This is a genomic window from Clostridium sp. AM29-11AC (assembly GCF_003480545.1).
Taxonomy (GTDB): domain Bacteria; phylum Bacillota; class Clostridia; order Lachnospirales; family Lachnospiraceae; genus Otoolea; species Otoolea saccharolyticum_A.
This window is the reverse complement of the sequence record NZ_QUJI01000020.1, coordinates 15,435-32,499: the sequence shown is the minus strand read 5'-3', so window position 1 is coordinate 32,499 and position 17,065 is coordinate 15,435. Positions and strand designations below refer to the sequence as shown.

Sequence of the window (17,065 nt, the reverse complement as noted above, 5' to 3'; positions counted from 1 at the left end):
AAAAAAGTTGCATAATTTTGAAAGCGAAATAAAATAGAATTAAAATATAACAGATTTATTAAATAAAGAAAGGATTAAATTACAAAATACATAAAAAATGTTGAATAATAGTAAGATGACAATGTTATTGGTAAAAATGAAATAACATAGCAATATAACTTGAAAAAAACTAAATTTTGCAAAAATATACAGTATAATCACATGCTGCAAATATATTTCCCTCAGATTCAGATAAGAGACAGGAGTATGTCATAACAGCTCCTGAAATTCCATTATCAGATTTATAAAGTTCAGGCCTTATAGATGGAACAGCCTCATTACAGATGCGGAAAAGACTTTGGATGCATGGATTAAAGGCACAGATGTCATGCTTAGCCTGCTTGCTTATTAATGATGGTGTTTCTGGCTCGAAGACCAGCTCTGTTTACCAATATAAAAATCTAAAACGAAATGTAATTTAAAATTATTTTTACAGGAGGTGTTTCCAATGGGATGTGATTCAATGTAATTATTGTTAATAAAAATTGCAGGAGGTAGCATATGAAAAATATGATGAAAAGATTTATTTGCAGTTTATTAATTGCATCTTTAATGTGTGTCAGTATTGGGACTTCTGTGTTTGCTGCTGATAATGTTAAGGCCGGTGTCACGGGGGTATTAGAGATTCCTCATGAAGCTGATGATTTAGAACGTAGATTGAATGAAATGACATATGAAGAATTAAGAACAGTGCTGATGGAAGAGTTTGGCGCTACGCCGGAAGAAGCTACGTTATTGGCAAACTATCAAATGATGGGAAATGTGCAGACAAGAACCTTCCCATCAAATCCTGAAATTGGAGACGTTCATAAAGAATCTTTTACTGTTCATGTTGCACTAGATGCATCTGTTGCAGCATTAGCTGCTGCCATTGTATCTGGATCAAAATATATAACTCTAGCAAAGGCTTTGACAATTGCCAGCGCGATCCTTAGCGTTGGTTCTAATGTATTAGGAAATACTGTCAGAGTTACAGTAAACTATACATATGGGTATACAAATGATGGAGTTCTGGGATGGACACCTGGGTACTTTGAATATGAAATTCTGTAGGTGATGTCAATGAGCTTTTTCATCAACGAAAAAACACAAAATTATTTCCTGGGTATTCTCTATCTGATTGACGCGCTGGCCATATATACGGACAGCCGCCTCCTGATATATTTTTTTACAGGGGCTATTCTTGTTCTTCAAACACTCAGTCTGATAGAGGCTTTGAGAAATCCCCCGGAAAAAAGCATTTCGCAGAAGGAGGAGAACAGATTCAGCAGCCTGGTATACAGGGCAGGGCTGGTTCTTTTTGCTGCCGCCATTTTGATTCATGCTTATCTGTAGCGATATGTGATTTATTTTCAGGGAGTATCCCGGAATCTTAAAGGGGGGGCTGCCGGTTTTCCGGCAGCCCCCAGGCTATAAATGCCATATCCTACAAAAATCTGTTCCCGTCTTCCACCTTAGAGCGCTACCGTCACAAAGATATCATAGATCGCCTTAACGGCTGTCTCAAAATCTTCATTCTTGACCCCAATGATAATATTCAGCTCGCTGGAGCCCTGATCGATCATCTTTACATTGACTCTCGCATGGGCCAGGGCGGAAAAGATCCTTCCGGCTGTGCCGCGGGCCGACTTCATCCCCCGGCCTACCACGGCGATGAGGGCCAGATCCGAGTCAAGCTCCAGGTGATCCGGGGCCACGGCCCTGTGGATTCCGGCGATGACAGACTGCTCCTGCTTCTCGAACTCAGATTGGTGAAGGAAGATGCTCATGGTGTCAATGCCGGACGGCATATGTTCAAAGGAGATGCCGTTTCGCTCAAACACGTCCAGCACCTTTCTGCCGAAGCCGATCTCCGTGTTCATCATGGCCTTTTCAATATTAATGGCGCAGAAGCCCTTCTTTCCGGCAATTCCTGTGATGGTGTAGCGGGGCTTCTTCAGAGTGCTCTCCACAATCATGGTGCCCGGATCGTCCGGCCGGTTGGTGTTTCGGATATTGATCGGAATGCCTTCCTTTCTCACCGGGAAGATGGCCTCCTCGTGGAGTACGCTGGCGCCCATGTAGGAGAGCTCGCGAAGCTCCCTGTATGTAATGGTCTCGATGGTCTTTGGGTTGTCCACGATCCTGGGATCCGTAACCAGAAAGCCCGATACATCCGTCCAGTTCTCATAGAGATCCGCGTGAACGGCCCTGGCCACGATGGAGCCTGTGATGTCGGAGCCTCCCCGGGAAAAGGTCTTTACCGTGCCGTCAGGCATGGAACCGTAGAAGCCTGGAATTACGGCGCGGGGAGACTTCGCGAGGCGGGCGGAGAGCTCTGCGTTGGTTTTTTCCGGCAGAAATACGCCGTTCTCATCGAAGAGCACCACCTCTGCGGCGTCTATAAATTCATAGCCCAGATAGGCGGCCATAAGAATTCCGTTCAGGTATTCGCCTCTGGAGGCTGCGTAGTCGCGGCCCTTTCCCGCCAGGAAATTTTCTTCGATAGTCTTAAACTCATAGTCGAGATTCACATTCAGGGACAGACCCTCGATAATCTGCTCATACCGCTCTGTGATGGCGGAAAAAATTTTTTTATAGCTCCCGCCGGAGGAGGCCGCGTCATAGCAGGCGTAGAGAAGATCCGTCACCTTATCGTCTTTGCTGCTCCGCTTTCCGGGGGCCGATGGGATAACATAGCATCTGGACTTGTCAGCAGTGATAATATCTTTTACCTTTTTAAACTGTTTTGCGCTGGCGAGAGAGCTTCCGCCGAATTTCACAACCTTTTTCATATCTTTCTTTCTCCTCTCACCGGCGTTTCCTCGCCGGAGAATTTTATCTTTCCAGTCAGTCTGGCGGCTGCTTTCCCATTTCCTGTATGCAGCCTGTGATCAAAGCACATTCAAATCATGGCCTGTGCCGTCATTTTCCGTTTCAGGCCTGGCTGACAGGGCTTAATGGAGAATCTGAGGATTCGGGAAGTATTCCAGATAAACCTTGGCCACCAGATCCTCTTTTGGCACATATTTGTGCTCCCAGAACCGGGCATCATTGGAATTATTCCTGTTGTCGCCCAGCATGAAGTAATGGCCCTCAGGCACTTCATAGTGAAGGTGATCCTTTCCGTACATGTCCATAGGCTCATGCAGGTAAGGCTCGTCGAGGGGCGTATCTGAACCATCAATATAGATCTTTCCGTCTACGATGTCAACCGTTTCACCGGGAAGACCGATAATACGCTTTACATAATAGGTTTTCTTGCCTTCAGCCTTGTCATCCGGGTAGATGAATATGGCGATATCGCCCCGCTCAGGCTCGCTGAATTTGTAGGTAAGCCGGGAACCCAGCACGCGGCTGTGAGCCATAATGGTATTTTCCATGGAACCAGTGGGAACGGTACTGTTTGCGATAATACAGCTGTTGAGAACGAGGGCTATGATCCCGGCGATGACTAAAATCTGAATCCAGCTTAAAATTTCCCGTTTCCAGCTGAAAGGCTGGTTTTCCTCATCGCGTTTCCTGCTTTTGGGAGGCTCGTCATGTCTTATGCTTCCAAGACGCTTTTCTTTATTTTCCATATTTCAGCTTCCTCTTTTCATGGTTTCTGGACGAGGAGGAGAACGGCAGCTCACCGCCGAATCTGCTGTCCTCTGCCCGAATTGCTTTTAACAATGAATTACATGTCCTTTAGTTTATCTGAGTTTTTTTGATTTAGCAAGTATTATGCCTAAAAAAACATGGATTTTTCATATCAGGGAAACCTCGTCTTTTGACAGATGAACTGGGGGATTCTGCGGAAAGTACAGTTAAAATGGGAGTCAGAGCGCCGAAGAATGAAAAATATTGGAGCGGCTGAGGCGAAATTTGTAAAATTATGGAATATTTCCTGAAAACAGACCTTTCATCAGCTGGATGTAAAATATATTGTATTATTCAGGGTGAAATGATAGAATAGGAACTACCACAGAAGGAATTACAAGGGGGCGCATTTATGGACAAAGTATTATACGATCTTATGGACTGGGCAGGCATTGAGGAGCTGGTGTACTCTGAATCTTCCGATCCTCACCGGATGCTGGGGGCGCATCTGACAGAGCAGGGGATGCTGGTGCAGGCGTTTATACCCACAGCCAGAGACATTACAGTAAAGCTCTCAGCCACGGGAAAAACCTATCCCATGGAGATGGCAGATGAGGCTGGTTTTTTCGCCGTGCTGATTCCGAGAAAGACACTGGCCGACTATACGCTGCAGGTGTTCTATGACAATGGGACGCTGGGGGAGATCCGCGATCCATATTCCTTTGCGCCTCAGTTCACAGAAAATGATTTAAAGAAATTCGAAGCAGGAATCCACTATTCCATCTATGAAAAAATGGGAGCGCACCCGATGACAGTAAAAGGCGTGGAGGGAGTTTACTTCGCCGTGTGGGCGCCCTGTGCCATGCGCGTCAGCGTGGTTGGGGATTTTAACTTCTGGGATGGGCGCCGCCACCAGATGAGAAAGCTGGGGGATTCCGGCATCTTTGAACTCTTTATCCCGGGCCTTAAGAAGGGAACCATTTATAAGTATGAGATCAAATTCAGAAACGGGGATCCGGCTCTGAAGGCGGACCCATATGCAAACTATGCAGAGCTTCGCCCGAATACTGCGTCTATTGTATGGGATCTGGGAAAATATGAGTGGAATGACGGGGACTGGATGAAGCAGAGGGCAGCCGCCGACAGCAAGGACAGGCCTATGTCTGTCTACGAGGTGCATCTGGGCTCCTGGAAGAGAAAGGAGTTCTCTCTGGACGAGCATGGCGATGAGATACCAGGCTCTGAGTTCTATAATTACCGCGAGATTGCACCGGAACTGGCGGCCTATGTGAAGGACATGGGCTATACTCATGTGGAGCTGATGCCGGTGATGGAGCACCCGCTGGATGCGTCCTGGGGATACCAGGTGACTGGCTATTATGCGCCTACCAGCCGCTACGGCACCCCGGATGATTTTATGTATTTTATGGATTACATGCACAGCCAGGGGATCGGCGTGATTCTGGACTGGGTTCCGGCCCATTTTCCGCGGGATGCCTGGGGAATGGCCCAGTTTGACGGCACCTGCGTCTATGAGCACCAGGATCCGAGGCAGGGCTCTCACCCACACTGGGGAACTCTGATCTACAATTACGGCCGTCCCGGGGTATCCAATTTCCTGATTGCCAATGCCATGTTCTGGGCAGACAAGTATCACGCTGACGGAATCCGCTTCGATGCGGTGGCATCCATGCTCTATCTGGACTATGGAAAGAACCCGGGGGAGTGGGTGGCAAATATTTACGGAGGCCATGAGAATCTGGAGGCTGTGGAATTTTTAAAACACTTAAACTCTGTGTTCAAGGGAAGGAAGGACGGCGCTGTGCTGATTGCCGAGGAATCCACAGCCTGGCCGAAGGTGACAGGTCCTGTGAAGGAGGACGGCCTTGGCTTTGACTATAAGTGGAATATGGGGTGGATGAACGACTTCCTCGGATACATGAAGTGCGATCCCTACTTCCGCTGCCACCATTACGGGGAGCTGACCTTCAGCATGATTTATGCCTACAGCGAGGATTTCATCCTGGTATTCTCCCACGACGAGGTGGTCCACGGCAAGGGCTCCATGGCGGGAAAGATGCCGGGAGATACCTTTGAGGCGAAGTTTGCGAACCTTCGGGCTGCCTACGGCTTTATGATAGGTCATCCGGGCAAGAAGCTCCTGTTTATGGGACAGGAGTTCGGCCAGATTGACGAGTGGAATGAAAATAAGAGCCTTGAGTGGGAGCTTCTGCAGTATCCGATTCACAGAAACATGCAGACCTATGTAAAAGCCCTCAATCACTTCTACAGAGAGCATCCGGCCCTTTACAAAGAGGATTACACGCCGGACGGCTTCGAGTGGATTAACTGCATGGATTCAGCAAATAATATTGTAGTCTTTCTCAGAAAGACGGGAAAGCCGGAGGAAACGCTGCTCTTTGTCTGCAACTTTGCGCCTGTAGAGCATCAGAAATACCAGATCGGCGTGCCGTTTGCAGGAAAGTACAAGGAGATTTTCAACAGTGAGTCCCAGGAATTCGGCGGTTCAGGAGTGGTTAACCCGCGGGTGAAGACCTCAAAGGAGGAGGAACACGACGGAAGGGAGAATTCGATCACTGTGCGCGTCGCTCCTCTGGGTGTCAGTGTGTTCTCGTGCACACCGGATGAGAAAAAGAGCGCGAAGACATCTGCGGCAGGCAGAAAGGCGAAATCTGCAAAGAGCAGGGCAGGAGCAGAGAACTCGAAGAAAACGGCAGGACGGAAAAAGGGTTCCAAAACACCAGAGACGGCCTTCTCTGTAAATGAAGAGAGCGCTTCTGAAGGCAGAGGGGATTCCGGTGACGAAAAGGAGCCTTCCAGGGGACAGGTGATTACATTTAAGGCAGAAAAGAGCCTGTACGGCGCCCTGGCAGATTTGAAGGATGACGAGGAGGCCAGGGAGAAGCTCAAAAAAGAGATGGAGGGCAGCCGGACGGAATCAGAAAAGCAGTCCGAGAGTGTAGTGAAGAAGGCTCAGAAGGCTCAGAAGGCGGCCAGAAAGAAAGCCCAGGAGGCGGCAGATACCCTGATTGCAACTGTAAATGGGGTAAAGAGGGCAGCCAGAGAGAAGATAGAGAGTGTTCAGGAGCCGGACAAGAGAGAAAAGCCAAAGCATCCTGACGGAAAAGCAGAGCAGCCTAAGAAAGAATAAGGCAGAATGGTTCCTCCGGCCGCTCCTGAGATATCGTAGAAAGAGAAAAAACAGACAGGAAAAAACAGAATGAACATTTTATATACAGCAGAGACAGAAGGTTTGGCAGAGCTGGGGACAGAGCTGCAGGAATTAAAGGAGCTGAGCCAGCCGGACGTGCTTCTTGATATGGTGAAGGGATGGATTCCCGATTTGACCTCTCTTGGGATTAAACTCCTGATAGCCCTGGTTATTTTTCTGGTTGGGCGCAAAATTATCGGTCTGATACTGAGGATGGCCAAACACTCCTTTGAGCGGGCGGGAATGGAAATCAGCGTCATGAAATTTCTTAATTCCCTGATAGGCTTCTGCCTGAATGCCCTTCTCATATTCATAATAGCAGGGCAGATGGGGATTGACTCGGCATCTATTGTGGCTATTCTTGGTTCTGCCGGTCTGGCCCTGGGCCTGGCCCTTCAGGAGAGTCTTAAAAATCTTGCCGGAGGCATTGTCATCCTGATAATGAAGCCATTCCGGGTGGGGGATTATATCCTGTCGCCTCAGGCTGAGGGAACGGTTGCCCTGATTGGGCTCGTATACACCACCCTTGTCACCATTGACAACAAGACGATCTCTATCCCAAACGGAACTCTTTCCAACTCTGTTGTCACCAATGTGACGGCTATGGACAGGAGACGCCTCGACCTGACGGTGGGCATCGGATATAATTCCGATCTGAAACAGGCAAAGGAGATTTTGAAGCAGATCTATACGAGACATCCGTCGATTCTCAAGGAGGAGGAGATATTAGTCTATGTGGACTCTCTGGCCGAGGACAGCGTGGTGCTTGGCGCAAGAGGCTGGACAAAATCGGAGGACTACTGGAAGACCAGATGGGATATTACCGAGCAGATGAAGCTGGAATTTGACCGGGCAGGTATCCAGATTCCTTTTAAACAGATGGATATCCACATCAGCACCTTCCCCCGGGAGGAGACGGCGGGACAAGAGCAGATGCATCTGCGGGCTGCCGGGTTTGACGGGGATGAAAAGGAACAGAAGCCCAGGCTGTAAGGAAGCTCTGCGGGCGAAATTCAGCACTGGATGACGGAGAGATGCAGGAAGAGGAACTGCCAAAGAATGGAGGAGGGATCGAGATGGATGCGGAAGAGACGCCAGACGGCACAAGGACAGCCGGGACTGTCAGGCTGATTCAAAAGGCTGCAGCCTTTGCGGACAGAGTTCATGCAGGGGCAGTGAGAAAGGGCGGAGTGATTCCCTACATCACACACCCTCTGGACGCAGCTCTGATCGTTTCATCTATTACAGAGGATGAAGAGCTGATTGCGGCAGCGATTCTGCACGATACTATGGAGGATGCGGGAGTCACTTTTGAGGAACTGGAGAGGGAATTTGGCTCCCGTGTGGCCTGGCTGGTGGCAGGGGAGACAGAGGACAAAAGCCGCCCATGGAAAGAGAGAAAGCAGGCTACCATCGACCATCTGAAACAGGCTGACACAGATGCGAGGATTCTGGCTCTGGGCGATAAGCTGAGCAATCTGCGGAGTACAGCCAGGGATTACCTTCTGATGGGAGATCAGGTGTTCGAGCGGTTTAACATGAAGGAAAAAAGGTGGCAGGGCTGGTATTACACCTCTCTGATTGAAGGATTCTGGGAGCTTAAGCAGTTCCCGGAATATCGGGAGTTTGTAAGACTGTGCCATATGGTATTCGGATAAGCACAGGCAGGTATATGAAGGAATACTTAAGAAGATGAACAAAGAACAGGAAAACTGAGGTGACAGCGGCTTTGGACAGCCGCCGCATATTCCCGGAAGAATGTGGCCGGAGATATGCGGCGGTTTTTATTTTTGCGAATATTCTGGCAAAACATAGTCTGCAGAATCCGGTATGGCAGAGCATTTGGCTGGGGCATTGACAGGACAAAAAGAATACTTATATAATGTATAGCAATCAGGCACAGAGTTTTTTCAGCAGAAAAAGGAGAAGAGGTATGATTTTAAAAGATATTTGGCTTGACGTAAAGGCAGTGAAGGAGAGAGACCCGGCAGCCAGGAACTCGCTGGAGGTCCTTCTTCTGTATCAGGGCGTCCATGCACTGATCTGGCACAGGATCGCTCACTGGTTTTATAAAAAGAGAATGTTTTTCATTGCCAGGCTGATTTCCCAGATAGCCCGGTTTTTTACACTGATCGAGATCCACCCGGGCGCAGAGCTTGGACATGGCATCCTCATTGACCACGGCGCAGGCGTCGTGATAGGGGAAACGGCGGTGGTGGGAGATAACTGCACCATCTACCAGGGAGTGACGTTAGGGGGCGTGGGAACGAAGAAGGGCAAGCGCCACCCTACCCTCGGCAACAATGTGACAGTGGGCTCGGGAGCTAAAATTTTAGGTTCCTTTGAGGTGGGAGACAACTGCTCCATTGCCGCCAATGCAGTTCTTCTTCAGCCTCTCGAGGAAAATATCACGGCAGTGGGAATCCCGGCCCGCCCGGTGAAAAAGGACGGGGTAAAGCTTCAGAAGAAGGAGAAGGTGGTTCTCGGAGAGCATGATAAAAAGCTGGTAGAGCAGATAGAGGCTTTGCAGGATGAGGTAAGTCAGCTGAAGCGGGAGCTCTGCCGTATGGAGAAAGAGCTTCAGGACAGAGAGGAAGCTGAGAAGAGAGGCGAAAAAAAGGTTGGCTGAAACAGAGCCTGAAAAAGGCTTCAATGAGGCCGGGAGCTTTCGGAGGGGATGGCCGAGAAGGGGGCAGGCAAAGGCTTAGGACAGGACACATCCCGGGGATGGGAAATCCGCTGTACAGCGGCATCAAATACGGATTGGACGGAAATTTATGGAAAATACAAGTGTGAATATGGACGGCCTGAGGGCAGAAAGTGTGGAAAAGAGGGAGCATAAGGAAGCGGCTGCTCAGGCAGGAGACTGCAGCGGGACGGCTGCAGAGGATCGGTGCAGAGAGATTGAGAGAAGCATTATCAAGAAATTCCGAAAAGAGATCTGGCGGCCCTTCGTGAAGGCGCTCAATGAGTACGACATGATTCAGGAGGGAGACAATATTGCCGTCTGCATCTCCGGCGGAAAGGATTCTATGCTGCTGGCCAAGTGCATGCAGGAGATTCTGCGCCACGGGAAAATGGAATTTGGTCTTCACTTTCTGGTAATGGATCCGGGCTACAACCCGGAAAACAGGAGGATGATAGAGGAGAATGCCAGGATCATGGGCATTCCCATCACCGTGTTTGAAAGCGATATTTTCAATGTGGTGGTAGATGTGGACCAGTCGCCCTGTTATCTGTGCGCCCGCATGAGAAGAGGCTACCTCTATGCAAACGCTAAGAAGCTGGGGTGCAACAAGATTGCCCTGGGACACCATTTTGACGATGTAATTGAGACGATCCTCATGAGCATGCTCTACGGAGCGCAGGTGAATACCATGATGCCAAAGCTCCACAGCACAAACTTTGAGGGCATGGAGCTGATACGGCCGCTCTATCTGGTGAAGGAGGCCGACATACAGGCGTGGAGAGATTTTAATCAGCTTCGCTTCCTGCAGTGCGCCTGCCGCTTTACGGAGGCCATTTCCAGGGAGGAGGAGGCCCACCTGTCAAAGCGCCAGGAGATGAAGGAGCTGATTTCAAAGTTCAGGACCATCAATCCTCATATTGAGACGAATATTTTTAAGAGTGTCGAGAACGTGAACCTGGACGCCTGCATCGGGTATGTGAAGGGCGGGGAGAGGCATCATTTTCTGGAGGAGTATTAAGGGGAGGAGGTGGAGGGAAACCTGGAAGATTTACAGTTCCAGCGAAGTCGCAGTAAATCTTCCAGGTTTCCCTTTGGGGAGAGTAGAGGAAGATTTACAGTTCCAGCGAAGTCGTAGTAATCTTCCAGGTTTCCCTTTGGGGAGAGTGGAGGAAGATTTACAGTTCCAGCGAAGTCACGGTAAATCTTCCAGGTTTCCCTTTGGGAAGGTAGTGGAAGAAAGGGAGAGAGCGGAGGAAGAATGGAAAGATGCGGGATATGCTCTGGAAAGAGGGCATATCCCGCATTTTCTGTGCATAGACTTTCACAAAGCAGTTGTGAAGGAAAGGCGTGGTGGCAGAGATGATGGAATTGGTTAAGAATAATATTCATATGAACCGGCAGAAGGGGACAGCCGTTTCGCAGATTACACTGGATGACGACTTTATTGTGCCTGATACGATGGATGATGTGTCGTCTGTGCTTCTTGGAAGCGGGGACATTCAGATAGAATCTTCAAAGATACAGGGAGATAAGGTGCTGATAAGGGGGAAGCTGATGTTCTGTGTGCTCTACCGGAGGGAGTCGGGGGGACTGCAGGCGCTTAAGGGGGAGATCCCGTTTGAGGAGACGGTCAATGTGCCGGATTTGGAGGAGAGGGATTACACACAGGTTTCCTGGAACCTGGAGGATCTGAGCACGGGGATGATTAACTCCAGAAAGCTGAACATCAAGGCGGTAGTCGTGCTGGAAGTGCGGGTGGAAAGCCTTTACGATGCGGAGGCCGCTGTGGATGTCCAGACAGATGACGGGCAGGTGGAGCTGTGCAGGAGAAATATCGATGTGGCTGCCATCGCGGTCAGGAGGAAAGATACATACCGGATACGGGAGGAGCTGTCTCTTTCTGCCAATAAGCCCAACATGGAAACGATTCTGTGGCGGGAGATGAAGCTTAGGGGAACGGCCTGCCGCTCCGGTGAGGGGAGTATGCATCTGGACGGAGAGCTTATGATCTTTGTGATTTATGGAGGGGAGGGGGAGAATACTCCGGTTCAGTGGGTGGAGGAGAGTATTCCCTTTTCCGGCGAGGTGGAACTTCCGGAGGCGTCAGAGCAGATGATCCCCTTTGTGTCTGTAAGACTGCTCCACCAGGAAATAGAGATGAAGCCGGACCGGGACGGAGAGATGAGGGAACTGTCGGTGGATGCCGTTCTGGAGCTTGACATGAAGCTCTATGAGGAAAAGAATGTGGAGCTTTTAAGTGATATGTATTCTACAGGCTGTGAGCTGGTTCTGGACACGGGAAATGCCTGCTTTGACCGTCTCCTCACCAGGAATACCTGCAAATGCAGGGTTGCGGAGAAGATCTCCCTCAACAGGCCGGAGCGGATCCTCCAGATCTGCCACAGCGCCGGTACCGTGAAGCTGGATGCGGCTGAGGCGAAGGAGGACGGCCTTCACATGGAAGGCGTTCTGGAGGTGGGGCTTCTGTACCTGACAGACGATGATGGGGAGCCGGTGGGATACACGACAGAGTTGGTGCCTTTCCACTGTGTAGCGGAGGCCAAGGGAATGAATGAGGAGAGTGTTTACCAGCTGAATCTGGGACTGGAGCAGCTTACGGCGGTGATGCTGGGGTCGGAGAGCGTGGAGGTGAAAGCGGTTATCACAGCAGACCTTCTGGTGCTGCAGCCAGTGTGTGAGCAGGTAATTACAGGGGTGAGGGTTGAGCCTCTTGACATGAAAAAACTGCAGGAGATGCCGGGAATCGTGGGGTATATTGTACAGCCTGGGGATACGCTGTGGAAAATCGCGAAGAAATTTCACACAACTGTGGATCATGTGGCTGAGGCTAACGGCCTGGCCCAGAACGATGTAAAGCCTGGAGAACGTCTGGTACTTGTAAAAGAGATTGCCCAGTAAACTATGCTGAAAGCAGATGGAATTCAGCCCTGGCATAAAAGAAACGACGACAGACACCCAAAGAGCATGGAAGGTATGAGAGAGGCAGCAGGAAAAGAAAGAGTTTAAAATAATAAAGGCAAGGAAAACGGAGAATTATGGGACAATAATGGAAAAACGGGAGAAACCGGAGCTGCCGGTTTCTCCCGTTTTTCTGCGGCGGATAAAGCAGCGTCCTATTTCAGCTCTCCGTATTTTGACTCATGTTCCCTGATGGCCTGTCGGATCAGGTAGATGACCTCTCGGTTAATCGAACGTCCCTCGAAGTCGGACAGGAGCTTCAGCTTTTCGTGCGTTGCCTTGTCAAGCCGCAGACCCAGATGTTTTTGACTTTCCATACTTTTATTCTTCTCCACTAAAGAAAGGCTATACGGGTTTCAAGTAAATACATTTTAGTCATATTTATGGTAAAATGGTAAAAAAGAACTTAAATTAAGTCCATAAAATTTCAAAATTGTGTCAAAAGAGGTGAAAATATGTATTTATCGGAGCAATTTTTGGATAAGGTGGGAAGCGATTTTTCCATGGAATCAATTCGTCAGGCAGTTCGGATATGCAGCAGGGAATTTTTAAACAGATACAGAGAGATGGACTGGGAACGGGATGCGAGAACGCTGTTTTTTTATGAGGAAAACGGAGAAGTGAGGCCGACGGCTCAGTTCTGGGAGCTGATGGATTTCTGGGAGGTATTTCGGGAATTTTCCAGTCTGTTCGCAGGAGAGAAGGGGGAGGAGATGGAGCTTCTGCATACAGTCAGGAAGATTGATCAGATGTACCACTGCCTTCTGAATGGCAGCATTGTGAAGCGTCTGGGGGAAGAGGGCAGAAACCGCCTTCTGGAGCTGTGCAGGGATATGGAGAAGGCCGGAGAAGACAGGACGGTCAGAATCTTTTTCAGGGGCAGCAGGGGAATGGGACTAGTTTATGAAATGCAGGAAGACAGAGAGAAGGAGCGCCAGATCGGTCAGCTTGCCCTGCAGAATCGTCTGGCTGAAGCCATGGAGACGGGGGGAATGGCGCTGGCATATGCCGGCGCAGAGAAGGAAAACCGGGGAGTGAAGCAGGAGGAAGCAGGGAGAGCGCACTCAGGGAATGCGAGAGGATATGTTTTAAAGAAGGGAGACTGGAGTCCCTGCAGCGCAGAAGAGCTTTCGCAGATGCAGGAAGAGTTTTCAGGAGAGGACTGGATGGCCAGATTTCGGGGGGAGCTGAGGGGGCTGTAGCGCTAAAGGAAAAGCTGGCTGAAAGGAAATAACACCCCGTGCCGGCGAAGACTTTGACTTTCTTTGCATATCGTCTATAATAAATCCATACGTTTGAAACAGGTCTGAAAAACCCTGAGCTGCTGTGAAAAGACGGATAGAGAGGAGGCGCGCCATGCGTTTTACGTATATCCGCATCAGAAATTTTAAATCCATCCGGGATATGGAGCTGTCAGAAATTGACAGTGCCCTGATTCTGGTGGGAAAGAACAATACGGGAAAAACTTCTGTGCTGGATGCTGTCCGGCTGATGACGGGCGGGCGGAAGGTGCAGGAGAGCGATTTTCTGGAGAGCGGACAGAACATTGAAATTGAGACAAGGCTTCAGATCGAAAAAGAGGATCTGAGACTGTTTCACGAGCTGGCAGTGGTCAGCGCCTACAGGAGGTATGAGGTCTGGGAGAGGGATTTTCAGAAAAAGCTGCCCTCCTTTCAGAAGGGGACCCTCTCCTTTACCTGTATGGTGAACCGGGAAGGGAGGATGCGTTTTTCAGACGGGGTGAGAAAGCACAACCCCTATATCGAGGAGGTGCTTCCCAGACTGCTCTACATTGACACAGACAGAGAGCTCGATGTGTTCCAGAGCGACCTGTTTCTCCTTGGAGAAAGCCTTCTGATGAACCAGATGAGGGAGGGAGCCTGTCTGTTTGACGCAGGAAGAAAGTGCTCCCATTGTTTCCAGTGCATCGGCCTGATTAACCAGAAAAAGCCGGAGGAGCTGAATGCTCTGGAGGCTCAGAAGCTGTTTGAGTATAAGCTCTATCAGCTCAACCTGGGGAAGATGGCCCGGCGCATCAATGAAAATTTCGAAAAGAACGGGGGGTATGACGAGATCCGCTACAGCCTGAAGGGAAATCTGGACGAGCTGTTTTCAGTAAAGGCAGAGGTCTACAGCAGTGAGAGGGGAACTATAAGCCCTGTCTCCAGAATGAGCCGAGGTATGAGGTGTATTTATATGCTCTCCCTTCTGGAAACGTATGTGGAGGGGGAGCATCAGCTTCCGTGCATTATTGTGGCAGAGTACCCGGAGCTGTTTCTGCACCCAAGGCTTCAGAAGACAGCCAGCGAGATCCTGTACCGTCTCTCGAAGAAGAACCAGGTGATCTTTAACACCCATTCTCCCCAGCTTCTTCTGAACTTTACCTCCCGCCAGATCCGCCAGGTGGTTCTGGACAGCGAGTGCTTTTCCACTGCCAGGGAGAACGTGGATATAGGGGAGATCCTGGACGATCTGGGATATGGGGCAGGGGATGCCATGAACGTGGATTTCGTGTTTATCGTGGAGGGAAAGCAGGACAAGAGCAGACTGCCTCTGCTTCTTAGAAATTATTATTCTGAGGTATACCGGGAGGACGGAACCCTGTCCAGGATTTCCATTATCACCACTAACAGCTGTACCAATATCAAGACGTATGCCAACCTGAAATATATGAACCAGGTAAGGTTCAGGGACCAGTTTCTGATGATACGGGACGGGGATGGAAAGGACAGGGAGGAGCTGAAGCGGCAGCTCTGCCGCTATTACAGCGAGCAGGGGAAGAAAGACGCAGACCGCCTTCCGCCGGTGACGGAGAAAAATGTGCTGGTTCTCAGGTATTATTCCTTTGAGAATTACTTCCTCAATCCAAAGATCATGGAAAAGCTTGGAATCGTGGAGTCGGAGGAGGAGTTTTATCAGATTCTGTACGAAAAATGGAGAGAATACCTTCACAGGCTGGCATCGGGAAAGAAACTGGTGGAGGTGATGGGAAGGGACTTCGATTCGCCGGAGGATATGAGGGGGCATATGGAGGAATTCAAGATCCATATGAGGGGACACAATGTGTTTGACATCTTTTACGGGAAGTATAAAAAGCAGGAGACAGAGCTGTTAAACCGCTATATTGAGCTGGCTGACAGGGAGGAGTTTGCAGACATATTGGACGCTATTGACCGGTTCCTGTATTTTGACAGCCGGAAAAAAATGCCTGGATGAAAGTTGCATTTCAGGAGAAAATTCATATAATAGAGTATAAACCGGAGAGTCGGAAGGAAATTCCGTCGCTTTGGCTGGCCAGGAGGCATTCCGCATCCGGCCGATGCTTTAGATAGATACGGGGTTTTAGGCTCTGTCTGTTCTGAGGCTCCGGGCGGCAACGGCACATCTGCGCAGGGTGCTGCTGCCGTTTACATAGCCCGGATTTCACAGGACAAAGGAGCGGCGAGAATCTGGCGGGAGGAGCGGCAGACGGTGAATTATACATATCTTCTGCGCTGTGCGGACGGGTCTCTCTACTGCGGGTGGACAAACCGCCTGGAGGAGAGAATTCTGGCTCACAACAGCGGAAAAGGGGCGAAATATACGAAAACCAGAAGGCCGGTGGCTCTGGCCTATTTTGAGGAGCATGCCACAAAGAGCGAGGCCATGAAACGGGAGGCCGCGATTAAGAGAATGACAAAAAGCCAGAAGGAAAGGCTGGCCGACCAATTCGGCCGGAAGAACCAGTCTGGCGGGGAAGGGCAGGAGCCGCAGCAGGCCTGCCCCTTTTGTCTGAAAAAGGGAAGGAAAAGGAGAAAAGAGCCGGTGAGCATGAAAATAATTATTTCACCTGCGAAAAAGATGCAGATAAAAAATGACGATATGCCATGGAGAGAGACTCCGGTGTTCTGCAGGGAGGCGGAAGAGCTGCTTAAGCTGCTTCAGAGCTTTTCTGAGGAGGAACTGGGAGAACTGTTTAAGGCCAATGCCGCTATTACCCATGAAAATTATCTGAGGTATGCGCAGATGGATCTGAAAACAGGGCTGACGCCGGCGGTGCTGGCCTATGTGGGGATCCAGTACCAGCATATGGCTCCTCAGATTTTTACTGGAGAGGAGTGGGAATATGTGTGCAGGCACCTCAGGATCTTAAGCGGCTTTTATGGAGTGCTGCGGGCAGATGACGGGATTGTGCCCTACCGCCTGGAAATGCAGGCAAAGCTGAAAACAGATTTACATAAGGATCTGTATGGATTCTGGGGCGATAAAATTTACCGGGAACTGGCCGCCGATGGGCCGGCCGTGATTTTAAATCTGGCGTCTAAAGAGTACAGCCGGGCGGTGGAACCTTATCTGAGGACGGGCGACCGGTTTGTCACCTGCGTGTTCGGGACACTGAAGGACGGAAAGGTCAGGGTAAAGGCTACAGAGGCAAAGATGGCGCGGGGGGAGATGGTGCGCTTCCTGGCAGGGACTCAGGCCTCGGAGCCGGAGGAGGCGAGAGCTTTTAACGAGATGGGCTTTTCCTTCTGTGAGGAGCGCTCTACGGACTGCGAGTATGTATTTCTTAAGGAGGACTGACAAGA

General features: G+C 49.9%; 14 protein-coding genes. 11 read left to right on the top strand and 3 right to left on the bottom strand.

Annotation, left to right across the window (positions count from 1 at the left end):
- The first annotated feature begins 540 nt into the window (after positions 1 to 540).
- A complete protein-coding gene (locus tag DW757_RS13585) occupies positions 541 to 1,092 on the top strand; it encodes a hypothetical protein (RefSeq protein WP_008399149.1) in 552 nt (183 codons plus the stop codon).
- A 401-nt stretch (positions 1,093 to 1,493) separates the two neighbouring features.
- On the opposite strand, the gene DW757_RS13575 is transcribed toward DW757_RS13585, so the two are convergent.
- Together DW757_RS13575 and lepB are read right to left on the bottom strand one after the other, a co-directional pair.
- Complete coding sequence (locus DW757_RS13575; RefSeq protein WP_118751970.1) at positions 1,494 to 2,813, bottom strand: aspartate kinase; 1,320 nt, start codon at positions 2,811 to 2,813, stop codon at positions 1,494 to 1,496.
- A gap of 162 nt (positions 2,814 to 2,975) precedes the next feature.
- Positions 2,976 to 3,599, bottom strand: a complete 624-nt coding sequence (gene lepB / locus DW757_RS13570; RefSeq protein WP_008399157.1) for a signal peptidase I — start codon at positions 3,597 to 3,599, stop codon at positions 2,976 to 2,978.
- 413 nt (positions 3,600 to 4,012) lie between these two features.
- On the opposite strand from lepB, the gene glgB reads away from it, so the two are divergent.
- From glgB to DW757_RS13535, 7 genes are all read left to right on the top strand, one after another.
- Positions 4,013 to 6,772, top strand: a complete 2,760-nt coding sequence (gene glgB / locus DW757_RS13565) for a 1,4-alpha-glucan branching protein GlgB (protein ID WP_118751969.1) — start codon at positions 4,013 to 4,015, stop codon at positions 6,770 to 6,772.
- 69 nt (positions 6,773 to 6,841) lie between these two features.
- Positions 6,842 to 7,825, top strand: coding sequence for a mechanosensitive ion channel family protein (locus DW757_RS13560; protein WP_008399161.1), 984 nt, complete (start codon positions 6,842 to 6,844; stop codon positions 7,823 to 7,825).
- 41 nt (positions 7,826 to 7,866) lie between these two features.
- Entirely contained in the window at positions 7,867 to 8,490 is a 624-nt protein-coding gene (locus tag DW757_RS13555) for an HD domain-containing protein (RefSeq protein WP_118751968.1), read from the top strand.
- Between the two features lie 275 nt (positions 8,491 to 8,765).
- Entirely contained in the window at positions 8,766 to 9,461 is a 696-nt protein-coding gene (gene cysE, locus DW757_RS13550) for a serine O-acetyltransferase (protein WP_015573387.1), read from the top strand.
- A 148-nt stretch (positions 9,462 to 9,609) separates the two neighbouring features.
- A complete protein-coding gene (locus DW757_RS13545) occupies positions 9,610 to 10,539 on the top strand; it encodes an ATP-binding protein (RefSeq protein ID WP_015573388.1) in 930 nt (309 codons plus the stop codon).
- A 145-nt stretch (positions 10,540 to 10,684) separates the two neighbouring features.
- Positions 10,685 to 10,897 carry a hypothetical protein gene (locus DW757_RS17440; RefSeq protein WP_118751967.1) on the top strand — a complete coding sequence of 71 codons (213 nt, stop codon included), beginning with the start codon at positions 10,685 to 10,687 and terminating at the stop codon, positions 10,895 to 10,897.
- On the top strand, positions 10,881 to 12,440 hold the full coding sequence (locus tag DW757_RS13535) for an SPOCS domain-containing protein (RefSeq protein WP_008399169.1): 1,560 nt from the start codon (positions 10,881 to 10,883) through the stop codon (positions 12,438 to 12,440). Before DW757_RS17440 ends, DW757_RS13535 begins: the two co-directional genes overlap by 17 nt.
- A gap of 215 nt (positions 12,441 to 12,655) precedes the next feature.
- Here the strand turns inward: DW757_RS13535 and DW757_RS17435 are convergent, their stop codons facing one another.
- Positions 12,656 to 12,817 (bottom strand): hypothetical protein, encoded by a 162-nt coding sequence (locus tag DW757_RS17435; RefSeq protein ID WP_015544825.1) that lies wholly within the window; start codon positions 12,815 to 12,817, stop codon positions 12,656 to 12,658.
- A 138-nt stretch (positions 12,818 to 12,955) separates the two neighbouring features.
- On the opposite strand from DW757_RS17435, the gene DW757_RS13530 reads away from it, so the two are divergent.
- The 3 genes from DW757_RS13530 to yaaA all read left to right on the top strand — a co-directional run bounded on the left by DW757_RS13530 (position 12,956) and on the right by yaaA (position 17,060).
- Positions 12,956 to 13,702 (top strand): hypothetical protein, encoded by a 747-nt coding sequence (locus tag DW757_RS13530; protein ID WP_118751966.1) that lies wholly within the window; start codon positions 12,956 to 12,958, stop codon positions 13,700 to 13,702.
- Positions 13,703 to 13,856: 154 nt separating this feature from the next.
- Positions 13,857 to 15,716: an AAA family ATPase gene (locus tag DW757_RS13525; protein WP_008399172.1), complete on the top strand. Its 1,860-nt coding sequence runs from the start codon at positions 13,857 to 13,859 to the stop codon at positions 15,714 to 15,716.
- 255 nt (positions 15,717 to 15,971) lie between these two features.
- Positions 15,972 to 17,060, top strand: coding sequence for a peroxide stress protein YaaA (gene yaaA / locus DW757_RS13520; RefSeq protein ID WP_118751965.1), 1,089 nt, complete (start codon positions 15,972 to 15,974; stop codon positions 17,058 to 17,060).
- Positions 17,061 to 17,065 lie beyond the last annotated feature (5 nt).

What these genes read in the sequence shown, in the direction of transcription:
- DW757_RS13585 (WP_008399149.1), top strand. Translation starts at nt 541, where the DNA reads ATGAAAAATATGATGAAAAGATTTATTTGCAGTTTATTAATTGCATCT.
- DW757_RS13575 (WP_118751970.1), bottom strand. Translation starts at nt 2,813, where the DNA reads ATGAAAAAGGTTGTGAAATTCGGCGGAAGCTCTCTCGCCAGCGCAAAA.
- lepB (WP_008399157.1), bottom strand. Translation starts at nt 3,599, where the DNA reads ATGGAAAATAAAGAAAAGCGTCTTGGAAGCATAAGACATGACGAGCCT.
- glgB (WP_118751969.1), top strand. Translation starts at nt 4,013, where the DNA reads ATGGACAAAGTATTATACGATCTTATGGACTGGGCAGGCATTGAGGAG.
- DW757_RS13560 (WP_008399161.1), top strand. Translation starts at nt 6,842, where the DNA reads ATGAACATTTTATATACAGCAGAGACAGAAGGTTTGGCAGAGCTGGGG.
- DW757_RS13555 (WP_118751968.1), top strand. Translation starts at nt 7,867, where the DNA reads ATGCAGGAAGAGGAACTGCCAAAGAATGGAGGAGGGATCGAGATGGAT.
- cysE (WP_015573387.1), top strand. Translation starts at nt 8,766, where the DNA reads ATGATTTTAAAAGATATTTGGCTTGACGTAAAGGCAGTGAAGGAGAGA.
- DW757_RS13545 (WP_015573388.1), top strand. Translation starts at nt 9,610, where the DNA reads ATGGAAAATACAAGTGTGAATATGGACGGCCTGAGGGCAGAAAGTGTG.
- DW757_RS13535 (WP_008399169.1), top strand. Translation starts at nt 10,881, where the DNA reads ATGATGGAATTGGTTAAGAATAATATTCATATGAACCGGCAGAAGGGG.
- DW757_RS17435 (WP_015544825.1), bottom strand. Translation starts at nt 12,817, where the DNA reads ATGGAAAGTCAAAAACATCTGGGTCTGCGGCTTGACAAGGCAACGCAC.
- DW757_RS13530 (WP_118751966.1), top strand. Translation starts at nt 12,956, where the DNA reads ATGTATTTATCGGAGCAATTTTTGGATAAGGTGGGAAGCGATTTTTCC.
- DW757_RS13525 (WP_008399172.1), top strand. Translation starts at nt 13,857, where the DNA reads ATGCGTTTTACGTATATCCGCATCAGAAATTTTAAATCCATCCGGGAT.